At 50.1% G+C, this 25,117-nt stretch carries 25 protein-coding genes; 2 read left to right on the forward strand and 23 right to left on the reverse strand.

Going from position 1 to position 25,117, the window contains the following annotated elements:
• Positions 1 to 99 precede the first annotated feature (99 nt).
• From QJ036_RS12270 to QJ036_RS12280, 3 genes are read right to left on the reverse strand one after another with little or no spacing between them, the layout of a single operon-like run.
• The gene (locus tag QJ036_RS12270; protein WP_283231658.1) at positions 100 to 1,314 is read right to left on the reverse strand and encodes a ribonuclease E/G; all 1,215 of its coding nucleotides are present in this window, start codon (positions 1,312 to 1,314) and stop codon (positions 100 to 102) included.
• Complete coding sequence (locus QJ036_RS12275; protein ID WP_283231659.1) at positions 1,311 to 2,066, reverse strand: TIGR03936 family radical SAM-associated protein; 756 nt, start codon at positions 2,064 to 2,066, stop codon at positions 1,311 to 1,313. Before QJ036_RS12275 ends, QJ036_RS12270 begins: the two co-directional genes overlap by 4 nt.
• Complete coding sequence (locus QJ036_RS12280) at positions 2,041 to 3,909, reverse strand: TIGR03960 family B12-binding radical SAM protein (RefSeq protein ID WP_283231660.1); 1,869 nt, start codon at positions 3,907 to 3,909, stop codon at positions 2,041 to 2,043. The genes QJ036_RS12275 and QJ036_RS12280 overlap by 26 nt, the downstream gene beginning before the upstream one ends.
• A 168-nt stretch (positions 3,910 to 4,077) precedes the next feature.
• Here QJ036_RS12280 and QJ036_RS12285 point away from each other — a divergent pair, with 168 nt between their 5' ends.
• On the forward strand, positions 4,078 to 4,872 hold the full coding sequence (locus QJ036_RS12285; RefSeq protein WP_283231661.1) for a DUF368 domain-containing protein: 795 nt from the start codon (positions 4,078 to 4,080) through the stop codon (positions 4,870 to 4,872).
• 53 nt (positions 4,873 to 4,925) lie between these two features.
• Here QJ036_RS12285 and QJ036_RS12290 read toward each other — a convergent pair whose 3' ends face one another.
• The 16 genes from QJ036_RS12290 to QJ036_RS12365 all read right to left on the reverse strand — a co-directional run bounded on the left by QJ036_RS12290 (position 4,926) and on the right by QJ036_RS12365 (position 21,654).
• Positions 4,926 to 5,351, reverse strand: a complete 426-nt coding sequence (locus QJ036_RS12290) for a hypothetical protein (protein WP_283231662.1) — start codon at positions 5,349 to 5,351, stop codon at positions 4,926 to 4,928.
• 71 nt (positions 5,352 to 5,422) lie between these two features.
• A complete protein-coding gene (gene hisIE, locus QJ036_RS12295) occupies positions 5,423 to 6,646 on the reverse strand; it encodes a bifunctional phosphoribosyl-AMP cyclohydrolase/phosphoribosyl-ATP diphosphatase HisIE (protein WP_283231663.1) in 1,224 nt (407 codons plus the stop codon).
• A gap of 16 nt (positions 6,647 to 6,662) precedes the next feature.
• Positions 6,663 to 7,250: an imidazoleglycerol-phosphate dehydratase HisB gene (gene hisB / locus QJ036_RS12300; protein WP_283231664.1), complete on the reverse strand. Its 588-nt coding sequence runs from the start codon at positions 7,248 to 7,250 to the stop codon at positions 6,663 to 6,665.
• 13 nt (positions 7,251 to 7,263) lie between these two features.
• Entirely contained in the window at positions 7,264 to 8,553 is a 1,290-nt protein-coding gene (gene hisD / locus QJ036_RS12305; RefSeq protein WP_283231665.1) for a histidinol dehydrogenase, read from the reverse strand.
• Positions 8,554 to 8,581: 28 nt separating this feature from the next.
• Entirely contained in the window at positions 8,582 to 9,235 is a 654-nt protein-coding gene (hisG, locus tag QJ036_RS12310) for an ATP phosphoribosyltransferase (protein WP_283231666.1), read from the reverse strand.
• The gene (gene hisZ / locus QJ036_RS12315) at positions 9,232 to 10,500 is read right to left on the reverse strand and encodes an ATP phosphoribosyltransferase regulatory subunit (RefSeq protein ID WP_283231667.1); all 1,269 of its coding nucleotides are present in this window, start codon (positions 10,498 to 10,500) and stop codon (positions 9,232 to 9,234) included. Before hisZ ends, hisG begins: the two co-directional genes overlap by 4 nt.
• Positions 10,501 to 10,594: 94 nt before the next feature.
• Complete coding sequence (locus QJ036_RS12320) at positions 10,595 to 11,128, reverse strand: Holliday junction resolvase RecU (RefSeq protein ID WP_283231668.1); 534 nt, start codon at positions 11,126 to 11,128, stop codon at positions 10,595 to 10,597.
• Positions 11,061 to 12,128 carry an RluA family pseudouridine synthase gene (locus QJ036_RS12325; protein ID WP_283231669.1) on the reverse strand — a complete coding sequence of 356 codons (1,068 nt, stop codon included), beginning with the start codon at positions 12,126 to 12,128 and terminating at the stop codon, positions 11,061 to 11,063. The genes QJ036_RS12320 and QJ036_RS12325 overlap by 68 nt, the downstream gene beginning before the upstream one ends.
• 38 nt (positions 12,129 to 12,166) lie before the next feature.
• A complete protein-coding gene (locus QJ036_RS12330) occupies positions 12,167 to 12,724 on the reverse strand; it encodes a hypothetical protein (RefSeq protein ID WP_283231670.1) in 558 nt (185 codons plus the stop codon).
• A 4-nt stretch (positions 12,725 to 12,728) separates the two neighbouring features.
• Positions 12,729 to 14,333, reverse strand: a complete 1,605-nt coding sequence (locus QJ036_RS12335) for an MBL fold metallo-hydrolase RNA specificity domain-containing protein (protein WP_283231671.1) — start codon at positions 14,331 to 14,333, stop codon at positions 12,729 to 12,731.
• Positions 14,324 to 16,249, reverse strand: a complete 1,926-nt coding sequence (locus tag QJ036_RS12340) for a YgiQ family radical SAM protein (RefSeq protein WP_283231672.1) — start codon at positions 16,247 to 16,249, stop codon at positions 14,324 to 14,326. The genes QJ036_RS12335 and QJ036_RS12340 overlap by 10 nt, the downstream gene beginning before the upstream one ends.
• Positions 16,246 to 16,914 carry an HAD family hydrolase gene (locus QJ036_RS12345; RefSeq protein WP_283231673.1) on the reverse strand — a complete coding sequence of 223 codons (669 nt, stop codon included), beginning with the start codon at positions 16,912 to 16,914 and terminating at the stop codon, positions 16,246 to 16,248. Before QJ036_RS12345 ends, QJ036_RS12340 begins: the two co-directional genes overlap by 4 nt.
• Positions 16,911 to 18,341, reverse strand: a complete 1,431-nt coding sequence (locus QJ036_RS12350) for an RsmF rRNA methyltransferase first C-terminal domain-containing protein (RefSeq protein WP_283231674.1) — start codon at positions 18,339 to 18,341, stop codon at positions 16,911 to 16,913. Before QJ036_RS12350 ends, QJ036_RS12345 begins: the two co-directional genes overlap by 4 nt.
• 19 nt (positions 18,342 to 18,360) lie before the next feature.
• Positions 18,361 to 19,176, reverse strand: coding sequence for a GTP pyrophosphokinase (locus QJ036_RS12355; RefSeq protein WP_283231675.1), 816 nt, complete (start codon positions 19,174 to 19,176; stop codon positions 18,361 to 18,363).
• A gap of 70 nt (positions 19,177 to 19,246) precedes the next feature.
• Positions 19,247 to 20,128: a M23 family metallopeptidase gene (locus QJ036_RS12360; protein WP_283231676.1), complete on the reverse strand. Its 882-nt coding sequence runs from the start codon at positions 20,126 to 20,128 to the stop codon at positions 19,247 to 19,249.
• 29 nt (positions 20,129 to 20,157) lie between these two features.
• A complete protein-coding gene (locus QJ036_RS12365; RefSeq protein ID WP_283231677.1) occupies positions 20,158 to 21,654 on the reverse strand; it encodes an aminoacyl-histidine dipeptidase in 1,497 nt (498 codons plus the stop codon).
• Between the two features lie 49 nt (positions 21,655 to 21,703).
• On the opposite strand from QJ036_RS12365, the gene QJ036_RS12370 reads away from it, so the two are divergent.
• A complete protein-coding gene (locus QJ036_RS12370; protein ID WP_283231678.1) occupies positions 21,704 to 22,582 on the forward strand; it encodes a hypothetical protein in 879 nt (292 codons plus the stop codon).
• Between the two features lie 73 nt (positions 22,583 to 22,655).
• Here QJ036_RS12370 and QJ036_RS12375 read toward each other — a convergent pair whose 3' ends face one another.
• From QJ036_RS12375 to QJ036_RS12390, 4 genes are all read right to left on the reverse strand, one after another.
• On the reverse strand, positions 22,656 to 23,348 hold the full coding sequence (locus QJ036_RS12375) for a vacuolar family H+-ATPase subunit H (protein ID WP_283231679.1): 693 nt from the start codon (positions 23,346 to 23,348) through the stop codon (positions 22,656 to 22,658).
• Positions 23,349 to 23,367: 19 nt separating this feature from the next.
• The gene (gene coaD / locus QJ036_RS12380) at positions 23,368 to 23,847 is read right to left on the reverse strand and encodes a pantetheine-phosphate adenylyltransferase (protein ID WP_283231680.1); all 480 of its coding nucleotides are present in this window, start codon (positions 23,845 to 23,847) and stop codon (positions 23,368 to 23,370) included.
• A gap of 13 nt (positions 23,848 to 23,860) precedes the next feature.
• Positions 23,861 to 24,451, reverse strand: a complete 591-nt coding sequence (gene rsmD / locus QJ036_RS12385) for a 16S rRNA (guanine(966)-N(2))-methyltransferase RsmD (RefSeq protein ID WP_283231683.1) — start codon at positions 24,449 to 24,451, stop codon at positions 23,861 to 23,863.
• 182 nt (positions 24,452 to 24,633) lie between these two features.
• The gene (locus QJ036_RS12390) at positions 24,634 to 24,846 is read right to left on the reverse strand and encodes an alpha/beta-type small acid-soluble spore protein (RefSeq protein WP_283231681.1); all 213 of its coding nucleotides are present in this window, start codon (positions 24,844 to 24,846) and stop codon (positions 24,634 to 24,636) included.
• Positions 24,847 to 25,117 lie beyond the last annotated feature (271 nt).

Consider the following 25,117-nt stretch of genomic DNA (forward strand, 5'->3'; position numbering starts at 1 on the left):
TTATATTTGCCGCGTTAACATCGGCTTACTATAAAGCTATCATACTTTTCAGAATAACACAAGTAAAGAATATGTCTTTTCTTTTCAATTTCCTGCTTTTTATTCTGACATCACCTCATGCAGAGGCTTCCTTACCTTTTTTCTCGTCAGTTCCACCAGATTCAGTCTGGTGAATCCCAGGACCGTTATCTTCACAGGATCCTTCTTTAAGGCAGCTTCAAAATAACTCAAAAGCTGTTCTCTGTGGTCCTCTTCCTTCATATCGATAAAATCCACAATGATGATGCCGGACAGGTTGCGAAGCTTAAGCTGCACTGCAATTTCCGCAGCTGCTTCCAGATTTGTTTTAAAGAAGGTATCCTCCAGATTTTTTTTCCCGTCAAATTTTCCGGTGTTGACATCGATGGAAACAAGGGCTTCCGTCGGCTCAATGATCAACGAGCCGCCTGACTTTAACCACACCTTTCTGGAAAGGGCATGAGAAAGGGCAGTTTCCAGACTGTAAAGCTTGTAAAGCGGATAGGAATCCTCGTAAAAACGGATATTCGGAAGGTGGCAGCTCTGATTTCCGACAAGAATCGCTTCTTTTTTCCGCAGAAGAATGTCGTACACCGCTCTGTCATCCGTCACTGCTTCTTCGAGAGTTTCGGTACGATTGTTGAAGATTTCCGAAAGAAAAGCCGGTTCCGGCTCATAAAGAAGAGTGCCTGCTGTTCTTGTCCTCCACACGGAAAAAATTTGCTTTGCCTCTGAAAGAAGCTCTGTAAGTTCAGAAAGAACCGCATCCTCCGGAGCAGCCTCCCCATTGGTTCTCACAATGATTCCATAAGAAAAATCTGCCGCTTCATTTTCTGAAATTCTCTTCATCTTTCCTTCCAGGAGCTTCTTAAGTGCCGATTTCCGTTCCTCCGACCGGATCCTGGAGGAAAAGAAAAGTCCCTTTTTCCCGGTCATCAGAACCAGGTACTGGCCGGTAAAGGACAGGCGTCCGCTTCCGGTAGGCGCCTTTGTCTTGACTGCATCCTTCTCGATTTGAAGAAGGATCTCATCGCCTTCATGAAGCGCTGCTCCATTTTTCTGCCATGCAGCATATTTTTCCCATTCATCTAGGGGATAATAACACATGGTGTCTCTTCCGATATCTACAAATGCGGCACGGATGCTTTTCACAATATGGCTGACCCGCCCCACATAAATGCACCCCACCAGAGAAGCCTCCTCCGGTTTTTCCGGAAACAGACCGGTGATCCGGCCGTCTGTCTCCTCAGCAGTGATCCGAAGGCCTTCCAGAGAGGTGATCACTGCTCTTCTCATGGCATATCCTCTTTAACTTCTCTGGGTATCGGTGCCTCGATCTTTTTTCCAAAGGCTTCCAGGGGAATCAGGGGCTGTTCTCCTTCTGCCTCACCGCCGGCATAAAGCTCCAGACGGCAGATGTCAAGACTGTAGGGAGGATATTCCTTGCCGGCATACTGATAAAGTGCTTCCAGCAAAAGCTCCGGCTTTAAATTCTCTGCGCTTCCGGAAGAAAGCTTCACAAAAAGCCCCTCATCCCGAAGCTCCCATTGGTATACCATGGGACGGATATCGATCTGCTTTTCATTCTTTTTGGTCTTTTTTAAAACGGGAATCACATCCTGAGCCAAAAAGCTTTCCACTGTTTTCTGCCAGCCGTCCGGCAGCGTGACAGCAGACGCTTCCTTCTGCGAAATCAGATAATCAGCGGCAGCCACTACGGACATGGCCGGCTTAGCTGTCTCCGGAAGCAGAAGAAAGCTTACGATTTCCATTCCTTCCGCCATGGTTTCATTCATTCGTTTTACCATATGATCAGAAGTGTCTGTACTTAAGATCTCCATATCCAGATACTCCCCTTCGCTGGTAAGGCCAAGCCCAAGCGGAGAAGCAAAGGACATGATCTGGTGGGGACTGAACCCCCCGGAGTAGGCGATATCCACTCCTGCCCGACGATTCACCTTCTGGAAATAACGCATCACATCGAGATGACCGATGAATTTCATGATTCCGGTCTTTTTAAACTTAACTCTGACCTTCAAAGCACACACCTCCGCCGAATTTTCTGACACCGCAGCCCTGACATTTTGCCCGGCAGTTGGGCGTGACGACCCCTTCCATGGCCCGCTTCCACTCCCGCTTTAAAAATTCCTTCGTCACTCCGGTATCAATGAAATCCCAGGGGAAGACCTCCTCCAGGGAACGCTCTCTCAAATTATAAAAAGCCACATCGATTCCCTGAGCTGCAAAAGCCTCCATCCATTTCTCATTGTCAAAGCACTCCGACCAGGAATCAAAGAGGCAGCCTCTCCTGTAAGCATCCAGAATTCCACGGCTTACCCGTCTGTCACCTCTGGCCAGAACTCCCTCCAGCACAGACACGTCGGCCTCATGCCAGTTATAACGGAGGCTTTTGTGATTCAGCTGGCTCTTCATGGCCTCATTGACCGTACGTGCCTTCTCCAGATATTGCTCCTTGGTAAACATGGACGCCCACTGAAGAGGAGTAAAGGGCTTGGGAATAAAGAAGGACGTACTGGAGGTCACCTGAACCCGTCCCTGGCGTTTTTCCTTGGGAACTACCTCATAGTAGACTCTTGCCACCTCATTGGCCAGAGCTGCAATTCCCTCCATATCCTCCTTCGTTTCCGTGGGAAGGCCCAGCATAAAATAAAGCTTGACCTTATTCCAGCCTCCCTTAAAGGCCTCTGCTGCGCCTTCCAGAATGACCTCCTCAGTCAGTCCCTTATTGATGACATCCCTCATTCTCTGGCTTCCGGCTTCCGGTGCAAAGGTCAAACTGCTTTTTTTCACATCCTGGACACGGCTCATCACATCCAGGGAAAAAGCATCGATCCGCAGAGAGGGAAGGGAAATATTTACATCCTTCTGGCGGAATTTCTCAATCAGGAAATACACCAGTTCCTTCAGATGAGTATAATCACTGGAGCTTAAGGAGCTCAGAGAAATTTCATCATGCCCTGTATTTTCCAGAATTTTAACGGCATACTGCTTCAGATCTTCAATATCCCGCTCCCGCACCGGACGATATACCATCCCCGCCTGACAGAAACGGCAGCCGCGGATGCATCCCCTCTGGATCTCAAGAACCACTCTGTCCTGAGTTGCCTTCAAAAACGGAACTAGCGGCTTTTCCGGATAAAAGGTATCTCTCATATCCACCACCAGCTGCTTGACCACCCTGGCAGGAGCATGGGGATTGTTTGGCGCCATGGATTTCAGCGTTCCATCCTCGTTATATTCCACATCATAAAAAGCCGGAATATAAATACCGGGAAGAGCAGCCGCCTGCTCCAGAAAATCCTTTCGGCTGCCGCCCTCTTCACGGATCTTTTTATACAGATCCATCAATTCGTAATATACGGTTTCACCCTCGCCGATATAAAACATATCAAAAAATTCTGCGATGGGCTCCGGATTATAGGTACAGGGGCCCCCACCGATGACAATGGGGCAGTCCTCGCCACGGTCTGCCGCAAAAAGAGGAATCTGCGACAGGTCCAGGATCTGCAGAATATTTGTATAACACATTTCGTACTGGATCGTAATCCCAAGAAAATCCATGTCCTTAACCGGGGTCTGGCTTTCCAGGGTAAACAGAGGAATCTGCTTTTCCCGAAGAAGCCTGTCCATGTCTGTCCAGGGAGAATAGACCCGCTCACACCAGATATCATCTCTGCGGTTGAACATATCGTAAAGAATCTGAATGCCAAGATGCGACATCCCGATCTCGTACACATCGGGAAAACACATGCAGAAACGAATATCCACCCGGGAGGCGTCTTTGATCACTTCATTGATCTCACCACCGATGTACCTGGCCGGTTTTTCCACACTTAACAACAATTCGTCACTCAAAGCTAATTTACGCATAGTTTACACTCCATGAAATAAAAACATTACAAAAGGCATTAAGCCACAATTGCATCCATTATATCGGAATTTACAAAAACCCGCAAGATATCTATGGCATATTTCCATCTTTTGTTCCATAGGATAAGTAGAAACCTTCCCTTCGCAGAAAGCGATAAAGGAGCGGTTATGAAACTCATGTTCAAAGGCTTCCTCATCGGCGCCTTTATGCTGATTCCCGGTGTCAGCGGCGGTACCATGGCCATGATTTTTGGTATTTATGAAAAACTGCTGTCCTGTATCAGTTCCTTTTCTTCCCACAAAAAAGAAAACTTTCTCTTTCTGGTCCGTTTCATGATGGGGTCAGGGGCGTCATTTCTTCTCCTGTCCAGACCAATGTCGATCCTCGTAAACCGGTTTCCGTCAGAAACTTCTTTCTTTGCGGCAGGAGCTGTCATCGGCGGTGTTCCGACTGTCTGGCAGGCTGCAGGAGATATCCGTATTTCACCAAAGTCTCTTTTCTTCTTATTTCTCGGAATCCTGTCAGCGGCTCTTTTTGCCCTGCTTCCGCCGGATCTGATCCGCGGGGAGGAAAGCGGCCTTCTCCGATTCCCGATTCATCTTCTCGCAGGTATCCTCGGAGCTCTCGCTCTTGTCCTGCCGGGAATTTCCTTTTCCTCCATGCTCTGTATCCTGGGTGTGTACGGCTTTGTCCTGAGTGCCATCGGAAACCGTCAGTTTCTTTTGCTGCTTCCCTTTGGAGCCGGAGTTCTGGCCGGCATTTTCTTTTTCACTCGACTGCTGGAAAAAGCTTTAAAGAACTATCCCCAACAGACCCACCTGGTGATCCTGGGCTTTGTCATGGCTTCCCTATGGGATATATTCCGTGCCGCTTCTTTCATGTCCACAGGTCTATCTTTTGTTTTTTGCCTTCTTCTTTCTGCATCCGGCTTTCTTCTCGCCCGCTTTATGACATGCGATTAAAAAACGACACTGGCAGTATAACCTGCCAATGTCGTTTTCAAGCCGATATTTTGTTATTCCAGGGAATCCAGAAGTCTTCCCATTTCAAGAGTATGGTCCGCAATGGGAACCCAATGGTGCGCCAGCTTCAGCAGAAGATGCTCGTCCGGCGTCTCGCCTTCCTTTTCAAGAAAATCAATGGAAAGCTTAAAAAGTTCCCGCTCACTTAAGGCCACATTTCCCAGGACAACCCTGCCCTTCTCCAACATATAGGAAGTATCCGTATCCTTTCTGGCAATCATCTCGTCAATGGTATCCCGGAAAAACTGATAATGCTCCTGATCCCATGCTGCCAGAAACAGACATTTGCAAATGCCCTTCGTACAAAACGGCTGTTTTTTCAGAAGCTTCCAGCACTCCTTAAACCGTTCCATATGCGCCGTCGATAAAAACAGCTTTGCATCCATCACGGAACGCAGACACTTATCCCTCCATGCCATAGGCTGTTCCCCCTTTACTATCCTGATACCTCTATTTTACTCCATTTAAAAGAATCCGGCAAGCAGGAACCTTAACGATTTGCCAATTCTTTTGTGATATCCTCCCAGCTCACTCCTTTTTCTGCCATCAGCACCATCGCGTGATACAGGAAATCGGAAATTTCATAAATGATTTCCTCCGGATCCGGATTCTTGGCTGCAATGATGATCTCAGTGGCTTCCTCTCCGACTTTTTTCAGGATTTTATCGATTCCCTTATCAAACAGATAATTGGTATAAGAGCCCTCCTTGGGATGAAGCTTCCTGTCCATGATCACATCATAGACCTTTTCAAATACCATCAAAGGATTTGTCTCATCGTATTCTTTTTTCGCAAGAGTCTGATAAAAGCAGGAGCGGGAACCGGTATGGCAGGCAGCCCCCACCTGCGCCACCTTTGCCAAAAGCGTATCATTGTCGCAGTCCAGATGAAGGGATTTCACATACTGGAAATGTCCCGAGGTTTCCCCTTTCAGCCACTGGCTTTTTCTGCTCCGGCTGTAATAATTCATTTTTCCGGTCTTAAGAGTATCCGTAAAGGCCTGTTCGTTCATATAGGCCATCATAAGGACCTCTCCCGTCCGGTAATCCTGAACGATCACCGGAAGCAGACCGTCATTTAACAGCTTGAACTCCTTCCAGGAAACGCTGCTCTCAAAGGTATTCATGGGAAGGCCTGCTCCTTTCAGAACATGCTTTTTCTCCATAAAATCACCGGCCGCCTTGCCGGCAAGCATGACACCCGTCACACCGGGTATGGAAAGGAGCGTTTGGAGATTTTCTGTATTCTGCTTCTCCGTAAGAAGGATAACCGGAAATCCGCAGCCCTCCGTCGGGCAGTTCCCGGCATCCAGAATAAAACTTCCTGCACCCAGAGAGGCATACTCCTCCATCCGGGAAAGATTTCCGTCATCCAGATACACAGCAATTTTTTCCTTTCCGAACCGATCGGAAACCTCCTTGAGCATATCAATATTGCCTGCTTCCGAAGCCTGCAAAAAGACCATCCTTGCTCCGGCATACAGATATTTTTTTACATCCTCCACCCGTTTAACACGACCTCCGGCAATGACCTGAGCATCTGCATTGCGAATGATTTTCTTCATCATCCCGATGCTTTTGTCGTGTCCTGCATCGTCCGAAGATACATCCACCAGCATCAGTTCATCTGCGCCGCCGTCATCCAGTCTGCGGCAAAGATCCACAGCGCTCTCCGTCAGGGTCACCAACGCGCCGAGCTTTTTTTCTTTCACCATTCTTGTACCTCACACCTTACAGGGAACCCTTCGTGGAAAGGAGTCCCGGAATCCTCTCATCCACAGTCACAGCCATATCGAGTGCCTTTGCAAAAGCCTTGAACATGCCCTCAATGACATGATGGGTATTCTCCCCGTGAATCTCCTTGATGTGCAGATTCATAGCTGCCGAATAGGAAACGGCATAGAAAAATTCTTTGATCATTTCCGTTTCCAGCGCTCCGACCCGCTCTGCCTTAAGTTCCGCATCGTAAACAAGATACGGACGGCCGGACAGATCAAGCGCTGCCAGCATGAGCACCTCGTCCATGGGTAAAATACAGGATCCGTAGCGTCGGATTCCCTTTTTGTCTCCCACTGCCTGCAAAATAGCCTGTCCCAGCACAATACCGGCATCCTCGATGGAGTGGTGGGTGTCCACCTCCAGATCTCCCTTGATTTTCACCTCAAGATCAAATAAACCATGCTTTGCAAAAAGAATCAGCATATGATCCAGGAAACCGATTCCTGTATCAATATTGCTTTCACCGGTACCGTCCAGATCGATGGTGATCCTGATTTCTGTTTCCTTTGTTTTCCGTTCTACTGTTGCTGTCCGTCCCATACTGTCCTCCGCTTTACTCAAACCGTACTTTTATGGAATTTCTGTGGGCGGTGAGCCCTTCCTGAGCTGCAAACCGCATAATATCCTCATGGACAGGCTCCAAAGCCTCCCTCGAATAAGAAACAATACTGGATTTCTTGATAAAATCATCCACACCCAGCGGCGAAAAAAACTTGGCGGTGCCGTTGGTGGGAAGCACATGATTGGGCCCTGCAAAATAATCGCCCAGTGGCTCGCAGCTGTGCTCACCGATAAAGATGGCTCCTGCATTCTTTATCTTCGTCATCACCGTAAAGGCATCCTTTGTCATGATCTCCAGGTGCTCCGAGGCAATGTCATTGGCCGCCTCAATGGCATCCTCCATGGTATCGGCAATGAGAATATGTCCGTAATTATCCAGAGATTTTTTAATAATTTCCCGTCTCTCCAGAACCTCTAAAAAGCCTTCGATCTCTTTATTGACTGCCTCTGCAAGTGCCTCCGAAGTGGTCACCAGAATGGCAGAAGCCATCTCGTCATGCTCTGCCTGAGACAAAAGATCCGCCGCCACATACCGGGGATTGGCAGTCTCATCTGCCAGAACAAGGATCTCACTGGGGCCTGCGATAGAATCAATACTAACAAACCCGAACACCGCCTTTTTCGCCAGAGCAACAAAGATATTTCCGGGGCCTACGATCTTATCCACCTTTGGAATGGACTCGGTGCCAAAGGCCAGTGCCGCGATGGCCTGCGCCCCGCCTGCCTTGAAGATGCGGTCAACGCCTGCCTCTCTGGCGGCAACCAGCACTGCCGGATTCATTTTCCCGTCTTTACCGGGAGGAGTCGTCATGACGATCTCCTTTACCCCGGCCACCCTGGCCGGTACGATATTCATAAGAACCGAAGAGGGATATACCGCTTTGCCACCCGGCACATAGACGCCGACCCGGTTTAACGGCGTGATCTTCTGCCCCAGAAGGATTCCGCTCTCATCGGAATCGAACCAGCTGTAACGGCGCTGTTTTTCGTGGAAAGCCCGGATATTTACAAGGGCTTTCCGGATGACGGATAGAAGCTCTTCATCCACTTTTTCGTAGGCCTCAGCAATCTCCTCCTCGGTCACCTGTACATTTTTCTTATTTACCTTGCAGCCGTCAAATTTTTCCGTATAGGCAAACAGGGCCTCATCCCGTTTCTCCCTGACAGTCTCCACGATCTCATTGACCTTGTCTGTAAAGGTTCCATATTGGGACGGACTCCGTTTCAAAAGAAGCTCCAGAAGATTCCTTCTGGAAGATTCCTCCAGTTTCACGATTCTCATAATGCTCTCCTCTCCGTTTCTTTCTGTCTCACTGATCTGTCTGACTGTTAAGCAGCTTTCTCATGGCATCGATAATCCGGCTGATCCGCTCATGCTCGATCTTCATGCTGACCTGGTTGACCACCATTCTGGCGGAGAGCGGAACGATTTCCTCCAGAACCGCAAGACCGTTTTCCCGAAGGGTGGAGCCTGTCTCCACAATATCAACAATGACCTCAGAAAGGCCCACGATGGGAGCCAGCTCAATAGAACCGTTCAGCTTGATGATCTCAACCGTCTGATGCTTTTTATTGTAGAAATAATCCTTAGCGATATTGGGATATTTGGTAGCCACACGGATGAGCTCATGATGGCGAAGCTTATCCTCCGCCTCAGAAGGTCCGCAGACACACATGCGGCATTTTCCGATGCCCAGGTCCAGAACCTCATACAGTCTGCGCCCCTCTTCCAGAATCGTATCCTTCCCAACGATTCCGATATCGGCAGCTCCGTATTCCACATAGGTGGGTACATCATTTGCCTTCGCCAGGAAAAACCGCACCTTAAGTTCTTCATTGACAAAGATCAGCTTTCTTGTATGTTCGTCCTTCATCTCCTCGCAGGGAATGCCGATGGCCTCAAAAAGCTCCATGGTCTTTTTCGCCATTCGCCCCTTGGCGAGAGCAATCGTCAGATATCTCATGAAAAGTCCCCTTCCGTCCATAAAACTGCTGTCATCTCCGGCCCGGAAGCCCCGTTCCTGCAGGAAAGGATTCCATCCTCCCCTTCCTTCAGATACCAGACCGTATCGATCCCGTTCCTCTTCGCGTAGGCCAGATACTCCGAGAGCTCTGTCTCCTCCTTTTTCCGGATGACAGGCAGATTTTTTCCTTCCTCCCGCAGTTTGGCAGCCAGAAAAGCCGCCCGATCCTGCATGGCCCTGTCATAGAGGAGCAGAAGATCCGTTTTGTCCGTTTCCACTGCAATTCCCTGTCTGGAAAGGGCAGACATCAGCCCGTCAATGGCAATGGAAAATCCCACGGAAGGAGCATTTTTACCGAACTGTCCCATCAGGCCGTCATAACGGCCGCCGGACACAATGGGCTCTCCCATACCGAAGGTGACGCCCCGGAAAATGATTCCCGTGTAATATTTATACTTTCCGAGCATTCCAAGATCAAAGGACACATAATCGGAAAGGCCGTAAAGCTCCAGGATCCGGTAAAGATTCACAAGTCGTGTGACGGCAGCCTTCATTCGGTCATTGACCGCCATTTTCAATGCTGTCTCCAGAATCCCGGCGGAGCCGAAAAGCTCCGGAAGCTTCAGAAATACGTCGGATAAGCTTTGGTCCAGCTTCTGGCTGGAGACAAGCTCTTCCACGCCGAAGAAATTCTTTTCCTCGATCAGCTCTCTCAGATGTGCTTCCATTTCCTCATCCAGCCCGGCTTCCTCCACAAGGCCGTTGAAAAACTCCACCTGTCCCACATCCACCTGAAAATCCCGAAGGCCTGCAGCCAGGAGGCAGTTTACAGCCAGTGCAATCATCTCGGCATCGGCATCACTGGAAGCGTCGTTGATCAGTTCCGCTCCCTGAACCGTAGACTCCTTCAGTCTTCCCTGATAGCTGGAATGATTGATAAAGGTGTTTCCAAGATAGGAAAGACGGATGGGAAAAGGCTCCTCCGTATAATACTTGGCAGCGCACCTGGCCACCGGCGGCGTCATATCCGGCCGAAGGACAAGGGTATTTCCCTCTCTGTCAAAGAACTTGAACATTTCCCTGGAAGCCACGCTTCCCCGTTCCTTATTGAAAATATCAAAAAATTCAAAGGAAGGGGTCTGAAGCTCTCCGTATCCGTAGCTTTTCAAAATCTTACGGATCCGCCCCTCGATAACCAGCTTCCTCGCATATTCGGAATTGTAGATATCCCGGACTCCCTCCGGGGTATGCAAAAGCTGTTTCATAATAATTTCTCCTGTTTCGCTTTATCGAATTAACGTGATAATCTATTACCAAAGTAGCAAACAAAATAGATTATAACGGATTCCTCACAATCTGTCAATCTCTGCTTTCCAAATCCTTCTGGAGCATTTCCAGATAATGAACATAGGCCCCCTGCCTTGTAAAAATCCGGTAGCTTTTGTCCAGCTCCTCGTAGGTAAAGCTTTTTCTTCCTCCGTTTTTACCGCGCACCCAGTATTCCTTCAGATTTCGGAACGGGACATAATAAAGCTCATCCAGGCCGGTAAAATAGAGGATAATAAAGGAAATTCCGCCCTGCTGTTCAAATTCTTCCATGAAAGTCATCTGATGCTCATGGACATTATGCAGCGGAAAGGTCGTAGTCACACACTCCTTCGCATCGAAACAGACCGGAATGCCCTGAACCGCTCCAATATAATCCACAGTACTCTTCTGATCAAAATAGGCCAGTGTGATGTGTCGGCTTTCTTTGTCAATATTGATGGGCTTGATGGGCGTCGGTATCTTCTGGATCAGAGCAAGGCCCATATCCCGGTATTTTTCATTTGTATGATTGATCAGATCCTCCAGGGTGGACCCTCTGAGCCCTCTTGTTCCCCAGGTTGCCATGTGAAAAGCCTCCCTTATCATCTGGTAATGTAATTGCCTCATCTACAAGGATCCTCTGAAACAGCTCCGGAAGCGGCGCGCAGACGATTCGTTCCGAAAGACCGGCAAGGGCCCCGGAAAGCTTCGGAAATTCCATCCGGTAAGAATGAAGCAGCTGGGATCTGAGGCCGTAAAGGTCCCGGAACCGTCGGTTGACGACGGGATCTCCATATTTTGTATCGCCGATCACCGGATGGCCGATGCTTGAAAGATGAGCGCGGATCTGATGGGTACGGCCGGTGATCAGCTCCACCTCCAGAAGGGTGGTACCCTTTCCGTAAGCGACCGGGACAAAGGCCGTTCGGATCTCATCTGCTCCGGGAACCGGCTTCTTTAAGATCTGAACCTGGTTGTCTTTCTCGTCCTTTGTAAGCCAGCCCCAGAGCCTTCCTTCCGTTTCTACCCTGCCCTTCACCAGGCATACATAAAATTTTCCCACCCTTCGTTCCTTAAGAAGAGCAGAAAGCTCCCGCAGGGCCTGGGGTGTTTTTCCTGCCGTAACCATACCGCTTGTATTTCTGTCCAGACGATTGCACACGGAAGGGCGAAAGCTCCGCATGGCTTCCATGGTAAGCTCTCCCTTTCGGAGCAAATACCCCAAAAGGTATTCCACCAGGGACACATCCGACGGCTGTGCCTTCTGGGAAAGCATTCCCACAGGCTTATTGATGAGAAGCACCTGGGAATCCTCATAAAGGACAGAAAGCTCCGTCACCGGAAAAGCATCCTCCCCTCCGGTCTTTCTTCGGAAATTCTCAATGGTCTCCTCGGAAAGAAAAAGCTGGATCGTATCTCCCTCGGAAAGCCGCTCCCTGCCGTCACATTTTTTTCTGTTGCATGTAATGTTTTTCTTACGGAGCATTTTATACAAAAAGCTGCCCGGCGCCAGGGCCATATATTTCTGCAGATATTTGTCAAGCCTCTGCCCGGCTCCCTCCGCTCCAACTAAAAGCTCCCTCATGAACCATTCCCTCCCGGCTTTTTCTGTCTTTCAGGCTCCTACATGGAATAAACGAGAAGATCCAGACGCTTTTTTTCAAGCTCCTCTCTTTTTTCCTCATCGGAAGGAGGTGTGATCCCCTTCACCCGCTTCAGGAACGCCTCATAATCCGTGTAAAGCTGGATCTTGGAATAGATTCCCACGCTTTTCATAAGACCGTTCATATCCCGCTCCGCCTGCTTTACATCCAGCTTCTTTGAAGCCGTGTATCCGACGATCCCCATTTCATGAAGCACTGCCGCCTGCACGGGCACCAGCTTCTGGTTTGCCGTAAAAATCATATCACAGGCGGTCACAAGCCCCCCTGAAACAGCCGCAAACCGTTCGTAATCCGCCTTTTTTAAGGGAAGCCCCTTCATTCTGGCCACGATATTGACTGCAAAGGTTGCTGCCGGAAGGACCGAACAGACGGCACCCACCGTCCAGATGTTCTTTCTTGTTCCTGTCAGCACAATTCCGATGATAAGTGCGCCGAAGACCAGCACCAGGCAGCCGGCACAAAGAAGGAACTGTGTCCTCAGTTTTCGTTTTCCGTAGCCGTATTCTCCTCTGACCATACTGTTATCTCTCCCATTTATCACAAAGCATATTGATCTGGTCTGCCAGTTTTGCCAGATCCTTGTTGGCACCACCCTCATTTTTCCGGATCACAGCCATCAGACGCTCTCCGGCTGCCACAAGACGGGCAAATACCGTGCTGGCACGCTTGGCAGCAGGCTTTTCACGCCGCTTTAAGATCCGCACACCCTCCGACACAAAGCTGTCAGCCATCATATCATAAACGGCCCCGCTGAAAGGAGCATACGCATCCATTCCGTATTCTTCCTTCAGGCATTCGGCAAAGCTGTCACAGACGCTGTCCTCGCCGTGTACCACAAATACCCTTTTCGGCTTGGGTTCAAAGGAATTCACCCATTTTAACAGGCCGGTCTTATCCGCATGTCCGCTGATGCCGTCCAGCTTTTTGATCTCCGCTTTCACCTCGATGGTCTCACCGAACAGCCGAACGGTTTCAGCGCCCTCCAGGATCGCACGTCCCAGAGTACCGGCCGATTGATAGCCCACGAAAAGGATCGTGGATTCCGGCCGCCACAGATTGTGCTTCAGATGATGGCGGATCCGTCCTGCCTCGCACATGCCGGAAGCCGACAGGATCACCTTCGGCTCCGGATCAAAATTGATCTGCTTGGAATCGTCGCTGGTGACGGAAACAGTTAGTCCCGGAAATTGAATCGGATCGATTCCCTGTCTCAAAAGAGCCGTTGCCTCCTCATCGAAGCAGTCATACTGATGTTTATTAAAAATGCTGGTGGCCTCCACGGCCAGTGGACTGTCCACATAGACCCGAAAGCCTTCGTGACCCTCCACCAGACGTTCTGTCTTGATCTTTCGAAGAAAATAAAGCATTTCCTGGGTACGTCCCACTGCAAAGGACGGAATCACCACATTTCCGCCTCTGTCAAAGGTCCTCTTTAAGACCTCCGTAAGCTCCTTCACATAATCCACCCGCTCTGCGCTGTGGACTCTGTCGCCGTAGGTGGACTCCATCACCACGTAGTCTGCCTTATCCAGATACTGGGGATCCCGGATCAGCGGCTGGTCAAGATTACCCACATCGCCGGAAAATACCAGCTTTTTCGTTTCCTCTTCCTCGGTAAGCCAAAGCTCGATGCTGGCAGATCCCAGAAGATGTCCCACATCGGAAAATCTCACCTGAATTCCATCAAAAATCGTGACGGTCGCATCATAGCCGCAGGGAACCAGCTGCTCGAGAAGCCCCACCGCATCCTCCATGGTATAAAGAGGCACATATTCCGGAGCACCGGACCGCTTTGCCTTTCGGTTTCTCCATTCCGCTTCAAATTCCTGAATGTGGGCGCTGTCACGGAGCATGATCCTGCACAGATCGCAGGTGGCTTCCGTGGCGTAAACGGCGCCGCGAAATCCCTTTGCATATAATAAGGGCAAAAGGCCGGAATGGTCAATATGCGCATGGGTCAAAAGCACCGCATCGATCTCAGAAGCTGCAACGGGGATCTCCTGATTTTCATAGATATCCTCGCCCTGCTCCATTCCGCAGTCAATCAGAAGATTCTTTCCGGCCGCCTTTACCATGTGACAGCTTCCCGTAACCTCATGATCCGCACCTAAAAATATCAGTTCCATAAAAGCGCCTCCTTACCCTTTTTCTTTTTATGAACATTTCGTATGGTTGGCTTTTTTCGCGTTCTTCTGCCTTCCTCAAAGTTCTTTGCCTTTCCGGCCTCCCGGCCTTCGCTTCTGTTGTCCCGCTCCGGCCGAATCAGACATTTATATCCATACCCAATGAGGTCCGTCCTCCCGGCAAGCTTAAGCGCCTCCTCCACGAGAGCCCGGTTGCCCGGAAGCTTATATTGGATCAATGCCCGCTGCATCGCTTTCTCATGGGGACTTTTCGGTACATAGACCTTCTCCATGGTTCTCGGATCCACACCAGTGTAATACATACAGGTGGACAGGGTGGAAGGCGTCGGATAAAAATCTTGGACCTGTTCCGGCATATGACCGATGTCCCTCAGATACTCTGCCAAGATTACCGCATCCTTTATGGTACAGCCGGGATGGGAGGACATGAGATAGGGAACAAGATACTGCTTTTTCCCCAGCCTTTCGTTCATCCTTTTATATTTCTCTGCAAATGTAAGATATACGCGGCTGTCCGGCTTTCCCATATATTTTAACACATTGGGGGAAATGTGCTCCGGCGCCACCTTCAGCTGGCCGCTCACATGATACTCACACAGCTCCTTTAAAAATGTGCCGTCCGGATCCGCCAAAACGTAATCAAACCGAATCCCAGACCGGATAAACACCTTTTTTACTCCTGGAATCGACCGGAGCTTTCTTAACAGGATCAGATAATCTTTGTGGTCTGCCTTCAGGTTTTTGCAGGGAGACGGAAACAGGCACTGTCTGTCGGGACAGGTTCCTGCCTTTAACTGCTTATCGCAGGAAGGGCTTCTGAAATCAGCCGTCGGTCCTCCCACATCATGGATATATCCCTTGAAATCTGCCTCCTTTGTCAGGAGCCTTGCCTCTCTCTCAATGGATTCATGGCTTCTCACCTGTACGATCCGGCCCTGATGAAAGGTCAGAGCGCAGAAGCTACAGCTTCCAAAACAGCCCCGATTGCTGACCAGGCTGAATTTCACTTCGGAAAATGCCGGTATTCCTCCCGCTTCGTCGTACATGGGGTGCCAGGTCCGCATATAGGGAAGGTCATACACTTCATCCATTTCCTCCGTGGAAAGCGGCATGGCAGGAGGATTCTGAACCACATAGCCCCGGGTTCCGTAGCCCTCAGCCAGACGCCTTCCCCGGATAGGATCCGTATTCCTGTATTGGGTGCGGAAGCTCTCCGCATAAGCCTGTTTGTCCGCCTTCACCGTCTCATAATCAGGAAGAAGCTCTGCATCATACACGCGGTCAAGGGTTTTTGTCCGGAAGGCAGTTCCCGCCACATAGGTAATCTCTGACACGGGAATTCCTGCCGCCAGAGCCTCTGCGATCTCCAGGATGGAATGCTCTCCCATCCCATAGCTTAAAAGATCCGCCTGGGAATCCATCAAAACCGAACGCTTGACCTGGTTGGACCAGTAATCGTAATGGGCCAGCCGTCTGAGGCTCGCCTCAATGCCGCCGATGACAATGGGCACCTGCTTATATATCCGTCGGATCAGATTGCAGTAGACCACCACCGCATAATCGGGCCGTTTTCCCATCACGCCTCCGGGCGTATAGGAATCGGTTTCCCGACGCCTTTTAGAGACAGAATAGTGATTCACCATGGAATCCATATTTCCGCTGCTGACCAAAAAAGCAAGCCTGGGCTTTCCCAGAATCTGAATGCTTCCCTCATCCTTCCAGTCCGGCTGGGAAATGATGCCGACCCGGTAGCCCCTGGATTCCAGAAGACGGCTGATGATCGCTGGACCAAAAGAGGGATGATCCACGTAAGCATCACCGATAATATAGACAAAATCCAGCTGATCCCAGCCTCTTTTTTTCATGTCTGCCTGACAGACGGGAAGAAACTCCCTCATACAAACGCCTCCAGACTAATTTCATCGTAGGATTCCAGAAATGCGTCAGCCAACGCTTCCTTTTCCTTCCGCATCGCCGATGAATAGGAATCCTCAATGGCCCACACCGTCATTCCGGCCCGTTTTCCCGCCAGAATCCCGGCAGGGATATCTTCAAAGACAAGACAGTTTTCCGGCTTTTCTCCCAGACGCTCCGCTGTAAACAGGTATACATCCGGTGCCGGCTTTCCCTTGGCCACCTGGCAGCCTACAGTGATGGCGGAAAAATAACCGGAGATCTTCCGTCCTTCAGTTACCGCCGTCACAAGTTCTCTGGAATTGCTGGTGGCGATTCCCATGGCAATGTTCCGTTTTTTCAAATAATCGAGAAAGTTCCGGACACCCGGCTTCAGAGGGACCACATGGCTGTACTGATCCATGGCCATCTGATTCCAACAGGCCTTGATCTCCTCCAGGGTCATCGGCAGCTCGAACCGCTCTTTAAAGTAGACTGCCGTCTCCGAAAAGCTCATGCCCTCAATGGCCTCCTGAAGGCCCTCCGGCAGAGGGATTCCAAATCTTCCAAGAAATTCAATATCAATATCCTTCCACATACCCATGGAATCCACCAGGGTTCCGTCCAGATCGAATATTACCGCTTTTATATGTTCTGGTATCTGAATCATTGCCATCTCCATCCGGGATAATATTTGTTTTTAAGAGTCATTCTGCTTTTTTTTGCAAAGCCAAGAGGCCAGCCGTCGCTGCACACCAGACACCAGCCATCACTGCCGGAAACTACAGGAGAACGCCTCTTTCCTTCCTCCGATTCCTCCGTACAGTCCACGGTCTCGCCCTTCAGATATTTTACTGTCCGAATATCCTCTGAAGCAAAATCCACTGTATTGGCAAATTCTTCTTTTTTGAGATACATGGCAAGAGCCTGGGACGGCTCAAACCTGTTTTTTAAGACGGACCCAAGAAGCAGGCCTGTCCGAAGGAAACGGATCCCCGGAAGCTCTGCGGGCGGAACCGGCAGAAGGTAAAGCTTCCCTTCTCTCTCCCAGTAATAACCGCGCTCCTCCAAAGGCGCCTTTATCAGTCTGCGAAAAGCGGCAAAGGCCTCCTGCTTTTTCAGAAACACTTCATTGCTCTTTCGTCTGGCAGCCATATCCGAAGAAGTCTCCCCGCCTTCAGAAATTGTTGAAGCGTCCCCCGATTTTTTCCGGAGAAGGGAAACAAAATGTCCTTCTCCCTTAAGTCTCCAGGGAAACAGCCTCAGTGAAAATCCGTCAAAGCCCTGACTGATACCGTCAACCGGCAAAAGCTTCACCTGTTCCATATCCGGCGCTTCCGCCAGCACCCGGGACACTGTATCCTCATCCTCCTCCTTTGAGAACGTGCAGGTAGAATACAGCACAAAGCCGCCCGGTTTAACCATTTTACATGCCGTAAGAAGCAGTCTTTTCTGGATGGGACTGTAGTATTCCGGCCCCCGTTCCTTCCAGCTTTCCGCCATGGACGATTCTCTGCGGAACATTCCCTCCCCGGAGCAGGGGGCATCCACCAGAACCTTGTCGAAGTATCCGGGAAAGCTCACAAGGAGCCGCTCCGGCTCCTCAGCAGATACCAGGCAGTTTCCGATGCCGAAAAGCTCCAGATTTTTTAGAAGTCCCTTTGCTCTGGATGCGCTGACATCATTGGATACCAAAAGTCCCTGGCCGGAAAGCCCTGCTCCCAGCTGGGTACTCTTTCCGCCCGGTGCGGCACAGAGATCCAAAACCCTGTCTCCCGGTTTTACGGAAAGAAACGCTGCAGGCGCCATGGCACTGGGCTCCTGAAGGTAATACATCCCTCCGAAATAGTAGGGATGCCTGGCAGGAGACGCTTCTTCGTCATAATAAAAGCCCAGGCCACCGGACCAGAGAACCATCTCCGTCACAGAAGAACAGACGGCCTTTAAGACCGCCTCCTGCTTTTCCTTCTCCACCTTAAGGGGATTGATCCGCAGTCCGCGAAAGCCCGTCTCTTCCATACTTTTTTTATAATTATCAAATTCCTCTTCACCCAGAAGAAGCCTCATGGCCTCCAGGTAACGCTCCGGTAATTCCATAACCTGTTCACTTTCGTTCTTATAAGGTATGCAGACCCTGCACCTTTCTCACCGCTGCCAGCTTATCCAGTCTCCGGCCGAAATCCTCCAGCTCCTCCAGAGATCCATTGTGGTAAACCTCATAAAATTCATTCTGTATGTTGAGCATGGCCTCCTCATATTCCTCATCACCGCTGTAAAGATTCTGAAGATTATTGAGTATATCGGCCACAATCGAAGCCTTTTCCTGGAACAGACGCTGGGCATCCACGATCTCATCCCGGATTGCCGACATCTCACAGTCCAGCGCCAGCACCGCCTCCGCCGCCGTAGAAAGACGCTTTTCCAGAAGCTCCGGCAGAGCCTCCTGATACTTATAACGAAGGGAATGCTCGATGGTTGCCCAGAAATTCATGGCCATCGTACGGATCTGGATCTCCACCTGGATCTTATGACTGCCGCTTGCCGTATAAACCTCATAGAGTACATTGACGTGATAGCTTCGGTAGCCGCTCTCCTTGATATGATTGATATAATCCCGCTCGCTGACAACTTCCATATCCCGTCGGTTCCGAATCAGCCTGACCACCGTTTCGATATCTTCCACAAACTGGCATATGATACGGATCCCCGCAATGTCATCCATCTTTTCCGTAAACTCATCAAGAGGGATCCCCTTTCGCTGAGCCTTTTCAATGATGCTGGATATCTTCTTCACCCGCCCGTTGACAGCCTCAATGGGTGAATAGGCGCCGGACTCCCGGTATTCTTTGATGATGTGATTGAATTTCACTAAAAGTTCTTCCACAGCCAGGTGGTAAGGTGCGAGGGTTTCCCTCCACAGCTCAATTCTCATATATTTCTACTCCCGTTAAAAGAAAATCTTCCTTTGTTTCAGTATACCATATTTCTCCCCAAATAGGAAACTAATACGAATATTTTACCTGTTTCTCCTCCAGATATTTCAAAATCCAGTAGGGATTCACAGCCAGCTCCTCATAATGATCTGTCCGAAGATAGATTCCGAAGTGGAGGTGCACATCAAAATTTCCCACCGTTCCCGGAACAGGGCTGTAACCGGAATCTCCCATAAAGCCCAGAAGCTGTCCTGCCCTTATCTTCTCTCCGGGAAAAAACTCATGGTCATAGGAATCCAGATGGGCATAATAAAAATATGCTCCTCCCGGCGCCCGGATGCCGATCCGCCAGCCGCCCAGCTCCAGCCAGCCCACATGCTCGACTGTGCCGTCGCTGACGCTGACCACCGGAAAGAACCCCCGGCCGTTTCCTATGTCCATGATGTCCGTGCCCTCATGGTACCGTTCCCCTCCATAGGTTCTCTCCGCCTTCCAGGAATCGCTGTAGCCATAACACCGGGATTCCTCACTGTCTCCCCTCGGTATCGGAAAACAGCGGATATCGGAAAGTACAGTCTCATAAGCCTCGGAAAGCTTTGAAAACTCCACCGGCTTTCTTTTTTCTATCGCTTCCTTTAAGGAATGCCAGCTTCTGTATGTGAAATGTCCGTCCTTTTCCTCCGTCAGGTCATAATCTGCCTCAACCATGAAGGCACAGGCGGCTTCTCCGGCAGAAAGGCCATTTTCTCCGGCCATGGAAAGGATCTCCTTCAGATTTCCCTCTCCGAATGCCATGGCACGAAAAGCATCTTCCTCCGCCGTATATTCTCCCAGCTGGTAATATAACGGATTCCCCAGAAAAAAATCTACCATAAAAACCAGAAGAATTCCCAACAGAAGAATACTTCCCAGGTAAAATCCGGGATTTCCGGAGGCTTTTCTATTTCCCATGACTGGCTCCGGTACTGTTTTATAAAGCTTTATGCATCCTTTATCCGTTTTAATACTTCAATGAGGAAATTCCACACCCGGTTCACAGACGAAACCGACATTCGTTCTCCCGGGGAATGGATATCCCGGATATCCGGCCCAAGGGATACTGCCATAAGGCCAGGAATTCCGGCCGCAAACAATCCGCACTCCACACCCGCGTGAATGGTCTCGATCCGCGGCTCCTCCCCATACTGTTCCCTGTAAACCACCTTAAGAAGCTCCAAAAGAGGAGAATCCGGCACAAATTCCCATTCCGGATAATCTCCGGAGGTAAAGAAGCTTCCGCCTGTCAGGTCTGTGAGCGCTTCGAGCCGTCGTCTCAACGCCCTTTTCCCGGAAGTTTTGGAGCTTCGTATGAGGCAGGAAGCAGAAAGGCCGTTCTCCGTAAGAGAAACAATTCCCACATTCATGGAGGTCTCCACCAGTCCTGGAAGCTCTTTGCTCATGGAAAACACCCCATTGGGAAGGTTGAGAAGGAAGGCTGACGCTCGTGCCGCCTCCCTGTCTGAAAGAACAGAATGCTCCCGATCCTCTTCCACGGAAACCTCCGCAGTCAGAGTAAGGCCGGGGTCCGTTGTCCCATACTCCTTTTTTAAGACCTTCTCCATCATACCTGCCTGATCCCTCACCTGATCTATCAGCTCACAGGGTACAAGGACCTTAAGCTCTCCCTCTCTGGGAATGGCATTGTCCTGACTTCCGCCCGAAAAGCCGATAAGCCCCAGAGTCGGAAAATGCAAAAGTAGCTCATCCAAAATCCCGGCCAGGACCATGATGGCATTTGCCCTCCCCAGATGGATATCTGCCCCGGAATGGCCGCCGAACAGTCCCGAAAGCCGGATTGCCACAGCCGTTCCCTGCTTCTTCTCAAAAGCAAAGGGAACCTGAATATCATAACGGATGCCTCCGGCACAGCCGGCCAGGAAACATCCCTCCTCCTCCGAATCCAGGTTCAGAAGATAGCTGGCATGAAGGTTTTTCATATCCAGCTTTCCCGCTCCCACCATACCGATTTCCTCATCGGAGGTAAACACACATTCCAGGTTCGGGTGGGAAATCTCATCCGATGCAAGGATTGCCAGGGCGTAAGCTACGGCAATTCCGTCGTCACCGCCGAGGGTCGTACCGTCAGCCCGAAGCTCATCTCCATCCAGAATCAGCCGGATCCCATCCTTTGAAAAATCATGGGCTACCCCCGGATCTTTTCCACAGACCATATCCAGATGGCCCTGAAGCATGACAGTCGGCGCATGCTCATAACCCTTTGTGGCTTCTTTATAAATAATCACATTGTCTGCCGCATCCTGTCGGTAGGAAAGCCCGTGCTCCACTGCAAAGCGGACACAGTAATCGCTGGCCGCCCTGGTATTTCCCGATCCTCTGGGGATCGCTGACAGCTCTTTAAAATACCGAAACACCGGCTCCGGTATTTTTCCTTCTATTTCCCGGTATTCCACATGTTCTCCTTTCTGCGGCTCAGTCATAGCCGGCCGCCTCCTATCATAAACTGTAAAAAACGAAGGACCCTGTTGCGTGAAAAAACTCTTATTTCCCCTGTGCATGCTTCTTCTGCTTTTTTTCTGTATCCTCCAGCCGGCAAAAGCCATCTCCGGCGCCGCTGCGGGGCTCTCCCTCTGGTACTGTACGATTCTTCCGACCCTGCTGCCCTGCATGGTACTTTCCGGATACCTCATATCCAGTGAGCTGATCCTGCGTCTGCCTCCGGCCCCCTTTGCATTTCTGACCGGCTGGTTCTGCGGGTATCCCATGGGAGCAAAGACCATAGCAGATCTTTGGAAACACGGGCGTCTTTCCGAGGCTTCGGCAAAAAGGCTCCTGGTTCTCTGCTGTGTTCCCAGTCCCATGTTTCTCACCGGCTTTCTCTGTACCGGCATGCTGAGGCTGTCGCTTTCCGAAGCTGTCCCCTGTCTGGCTGCGCTTTATCTTCCACCTGTTCTTTGCTGGCTGATTACCGGCTTTTGGAACAGGGGATCCCTGTCCGGTACCGGTCCCATGTCCGAAGAAAAGCCGCCCGGGTCTCTTTCCGCCTTTCTTCTCTTTGAAAAAGCAATGATGAACGGCTTTCTCATTATTGCAAAGGTTGGCGGTTATCTGATGTTTTTTACAATGCTCTCCTATTTTTTCCGGGGGCAGGTAAAAAATCCGTTTTTTGCCTCCCTGATTCCCGGCATCTTTGAAATGACCTCAGGAATCGCTTTTACCGTCCAGTCCGGTCTATCAAGAACCTTGACCGTCGCACTGTGCTTTTCCTTTGCCGCCTTCGGCGGCCTTTCCGGAGCTGCCCAGACCATAAGCGTCCTGGAAGGGACTCCCTTTTCCGGTCGCCGTTATCTTCTCTGGAAGCTTCTGCAGGCATCAGTCACCTTTTTCCTTATCTGGATCATTCTGTAATTGACCTGGGCCCACTATGCAGAAAGCGGAGATGCCAGTGCATCTCCGCCTGATTTATCCTGATCCGGTATTTTTAACCGAGCATGTCTGCGTTTAATCCACCATCCTCTGCCTGCGGCGCAGGAATCCGTTCCGGCTCAGCTGCAGGTGCTGCCTCTGCCTGAGGGACCTGAAGCTCATTCCGATTTCCGGTCACGATATCGTAAGTGGACTGGAGTGAATCCATCAGCGCATTGTACTTCTCGCTGATCTGCTCCATCGTGTGATGGATAATGGACTGGAGATCCTTTAACATATCATCCGTATAGCGGATCGCTCCCTCACGGATATTGTCAGAATCAGCCACCGCATCGTTGATGATCTGCTGGGCCTGGGCATTAGCCTGATCCACGATCTCTCCTGCCTGCTGGTAAGCCTGCTGCATCACCTCATGCTCGCTGACCATTTCCGCCGTGTGCTGTTCTGTCTCAGCGAGGATTCCCTCCGCCTGGGCCTGAGCCTCAGCAAGAATCTTGTCCGCCTCTGATTTTGCACCATCCAGGATACCGCCGGCTTCCTCCTGGGCCGAGCCCATAATGGCCTCCTTGTTGCTGATGATCTTCTGATATTTTTTGATCTCATCGGGAGTCCGAAGACGAAGCTCTACCAGAAGCTCCTCCATCTCATCCTTGTCCACAATGATCTTCTTGTTGTTGGTAAAGGGCTGTGCCTTGCAGCCATCTATGTATTCCTCAATTTCGCTGATTAACTGTTCGATCCTGCTCATTCTTTCGGTTCCTCCCAAATCATCCATTAAATTTTCCCAGCACCCGTTCTGCTATGGCCGCTGGAACGAAAGAAGAAATATCTCCTCCGTACTGCGCTACCTCACGGACGATGCTGGAACTCAGATATGCGTATTTTAAATCCGTGGTCAAAAAGATGGTATCCAGCCCAGGACACATGATCCTGTTCGTCTGGGACATCTGCAGCTCATACTCAAAATCAGTGATCGCCCGCAGTCCCCTGACCACCACGGCGGCATGGCACTGTCTGGCAAAATCGACCAGAAGGCCGTCAAAGGAAACGACCTGCACATTGGAAAGGTGCGCGGTCACCTCTTTTAACATAGTAACACGTTCTTCCACAGAAAACAACGGATTTTTTGCACTGTTTTGCAGGACGCCGACTACCAGCTTGTCCACGATTTTGGAAGAACGCTCAATGATATCCAGATGGCCGAGGGTCACCGGGTCAAAGCTTCCGGGGTATACGGCTGTTCTCATGATGCGTCTCCTCCTACAGTTCCTTCATGGAAATAAACACGTGCTTGTTTGTCTTATACTGCTTTTCACGGGTCACGGTAAAAATCGTATCCTCCACCCAGGAAAAGTCCGTATCCAAACTGGCCTCCGCCACGATCACCGTCATCTCATCCACCAGTTTTGTGTGGCTCAGGGCAAGAATTGCTTCTTTTTCCAATTCTTTCCCATAAGGAGGATCCATGAAAATAATATCAAAAACTTCACTTCCCGTATCCGCCAGACGACGGATGGCAGTCAGCGAATCACATTCCATAAGCTCTGCACCTTCAGCCAAATGGGTAAAAGCCAGATTTTCGCGGATACAGGCCGCCGCCTTTCTGTTGTTTTCCACCAGGACGCATTCCCTGGCGCCGCGGCTCAGCGCTTCGATCCCGATGGCACCGCTGCCGGAAAAAAGATCCAGAAACCGGCTGCCGCCCACATCTGCCTGCAGCATATTAAAAAGTGTCTCTTTGATTCTGTCTGTGGTCGGTCTGGTATCCAGCCCATCCAGAGTTTTCAAAGGCAGCCGTCTGGCTGTCCCTGCGATTACTCTCATTTGAATTTCCTCATTCCGATTAGGTATTTTCAATCCGCTCTCCGGATTGATTAACACGTTTTATTATAGTATGGATTGTTCCCGCAATCAAGTATTTCATTAACAAAATCACAATAAAGGAAAGACAGCGTAAAAAGCATTTCTGCCTTCTGCGCTGTCTTTCCGGCTTTTCATCAGAGATTCCTTCGAATCTCATTCAGATTTCCGGTTTATTTACCGGCCATCTGTCTTTCCTGCTCCTCGATCATCTTCTTAACCATATAGCCCCCGACAGAGCCGTTCTGGTAAGAGGTGAGGTCACCGTTGTAACCATTCTTTAAGGGTACACCAAGCTCATTTGCCACTTCCATTTTGAAACGGTCCATAGCCTCTCTTGCTTCGGGTACATTTACCTGATTGCTTCCTGAATTTTTTCCAGACATGTGAAGCACCTCCTTTTCGGTAGTTTTTTGTTACACGCTTATTATGTGCATGCGGAGGAATAATACACTGGCAACTTCTGATTTTTCTGTCATAATTTGTAAATCCGAATCATTGATAAAGTGCGTCAGGAAACAATTCCGGACGCACTTTCATTGTGTCACAGTAAAAATAAACCCCCTGCTATGCAGGGGGAGGGCAGTTCTTTAGATTAAAGTACTCCTATGCTAGAATAAAAGTAGGTCTGCAAACCACAAATATAAAAGCATAGGA

Origin of the sequence: Fusibacillus kribbianus (assembly GCF_030053595.1) — a bacterium.
In the GTDB taxonomy this organism is placed as follows: domain Bacteria; phylum Bacillota; class Clostridia; order Lachnospirales; family Lachnospiraceae; genus Lientehia; species Lientehia kribbiana.

What these genes read in the sequence shown, in the direction of transcription:
- QJ036_RS12270 (WP_283231658.1), bottom strand. Translation starts at nt 1,314, where the DNA reads ATGAGAAGAGCAGTGATCACCTCTCTGGAAGGCCTTCGGATCACTGCT.
- QJ036_RS12280 (WP_283231660.1), bottom strand. Translation starts at nt 3,909, where the DNA reads ATGCGTAAATTAGCTTTGAGTGACGAATTGTTGTTAAGTGTGGAAAAA.
- QJ036_RS12285 (WP_283231661.1), top strand. Translation starts at nt 4,078, where the DNA reads ATGAAACTCATGTTCAAAGGCTTCCTCATCGGCGCCTTTATGCTGATT.
- QJ036_RS12290 (WP_283231662.1), bottom strand. Translation starts at nt 5,351, where the DNA reads ATGGCATGGAGGGATAAGTGTCTGCGTTCCGTGATGGATGCAAAGCTG.
- hisIE (WP_283231663.1), bottom strand. Translation starts at nt 6,646, where the DNA reads ATGGTGAAAGAAAAAAAGCTCGGCGCGTTGGTGACCCTGACGGAGAGC.
- hisB (WP_283231664.1), bottom strand. Translation starts at nt 7,250, where the DNA reads ATGGGACGGACAGCAACAGTAGAACGGAAAACAAAGGAAACAGAAATC.
- hisD (WP_283231665.1), bottom strand. Translation starts at nt 8,553, where the DNA reads ATGAGAATCGTGAAACTGGAGGAATCTTCCAGAAGGAATCTTCTGGAG.
- hisG (WP_283231666.1), bottom strand. Translation starts at nt 9,235, where the DNA reads ATGAGATATCTGACGATTGCTCTCGCCAAGGGGCGAATGGCGAAAAAG.
- hisZ (WP_283231667.1), bottom strand. Translation starts at nt 10,500, where the DNA reads ATGAAACAGCTTTTGCATACCCCGGAGGGAGTCCGGGATATCTACAAT.
- QJ036_RS12320 (WP_283231668.1), bottom strand. Translation starts at nt 11,128, where the DNA reads ATGGCAACCTGGGGAACAAGAGGGCTCAGAGGGTCCACCCTGGAGGAT.
- QJ036_RS12325 (WP_283231669.1), bottom strand. Translation starts at nt 12,128, where the DNA reads ATGAGGGAGCTTTTAGTTGGAGCGGAGGGAGCCGGGCAGAGGCTTGAC.
- QJ036_RS12330 (WP_283231670.1), bottom strand. Translation starts at nt 12,724, where the DNA reads ATGGTCAGAGGAGAATACGGCTACGGAAAACGAAAACTGAGGACACAG.
- QJ036_RS12335 (WP_283231671.1), bottom strand. Translation starts at nt 14,333, where the DNA reads ATGGAACTGATATTTTTAGGTGCGGATCATGAGGTTACGGGAAGCTGT.
- QJ036_RS12340 (WP_283231672.1), bottom strand. Translation starts at nt 16,249, where the DNA reads ATGAGGGAGTTTCTTCCCGTCTGTCAGGCAGACATGAAAAAAAGAGGC.
- QJ036_RS12345 (WP_283231673.1), bottom strand. Translation starts at nt 16,914, where the DNA reads ATGATTCAGATACCAGAACATATAAAAGCGGTAATATTCGATCTGGAC.
- QJ036_RS12350 (WP_283231674.1), bottom strand. Translation starts at nt 18,341, where the DNA reads ATGGAATTACCGGAGCGTTACCTGGAGGCCATGAGGCTTCTTCTGGGT.
- QJ036_RS12355 (WP_283231675.1), bottom strand. Translation starts at nt 19,176, where the DNA reads ATGAGAATTGAGCTGTGGAGGGAAACCCTCGCACCTTACCACCTGGCT.
- QJ036_RS12360 (WP_283231676.1), bottom strand. Translation starts at nt 20,128, where the DNA reads ATGGGAAATAGAAAAGCCTCCGGAAATCCCGGATTTTACCTGGGAAGT.
- QJ036_RS12365 (WP_283231677.1), bottom strand. Translation starts at nt 21,654, where the DNA reads ATGACTGAGCCGCAGAAAGGAGAACATGTGGAATACCGGGAAATAGAA.
- QJ036_RS12375 (WP_283231679.1), bottom strand. Translation starts at nt 23,348, where the DNA reads ATGAGCAGGATCGAACAGTTAATCAGCGAAATTGAGGAATACATAGAT.
- coaD (WP_283231680.1), bottom strand. Translation starts at nt 23,847, where the DNA reads ATGAGAACAGCCGTATACCCCGGAAGCTTTGACCCGGTGACCCTCGGC.
- QJ036_RS12390 (WP_283231681.1), bottom strand. Translation starts at nt 24,846, where the DNA reads ATGTCTGGAAAAAATTCAGGAAGCAATCAGGTAAATGTACCCGAAGCA.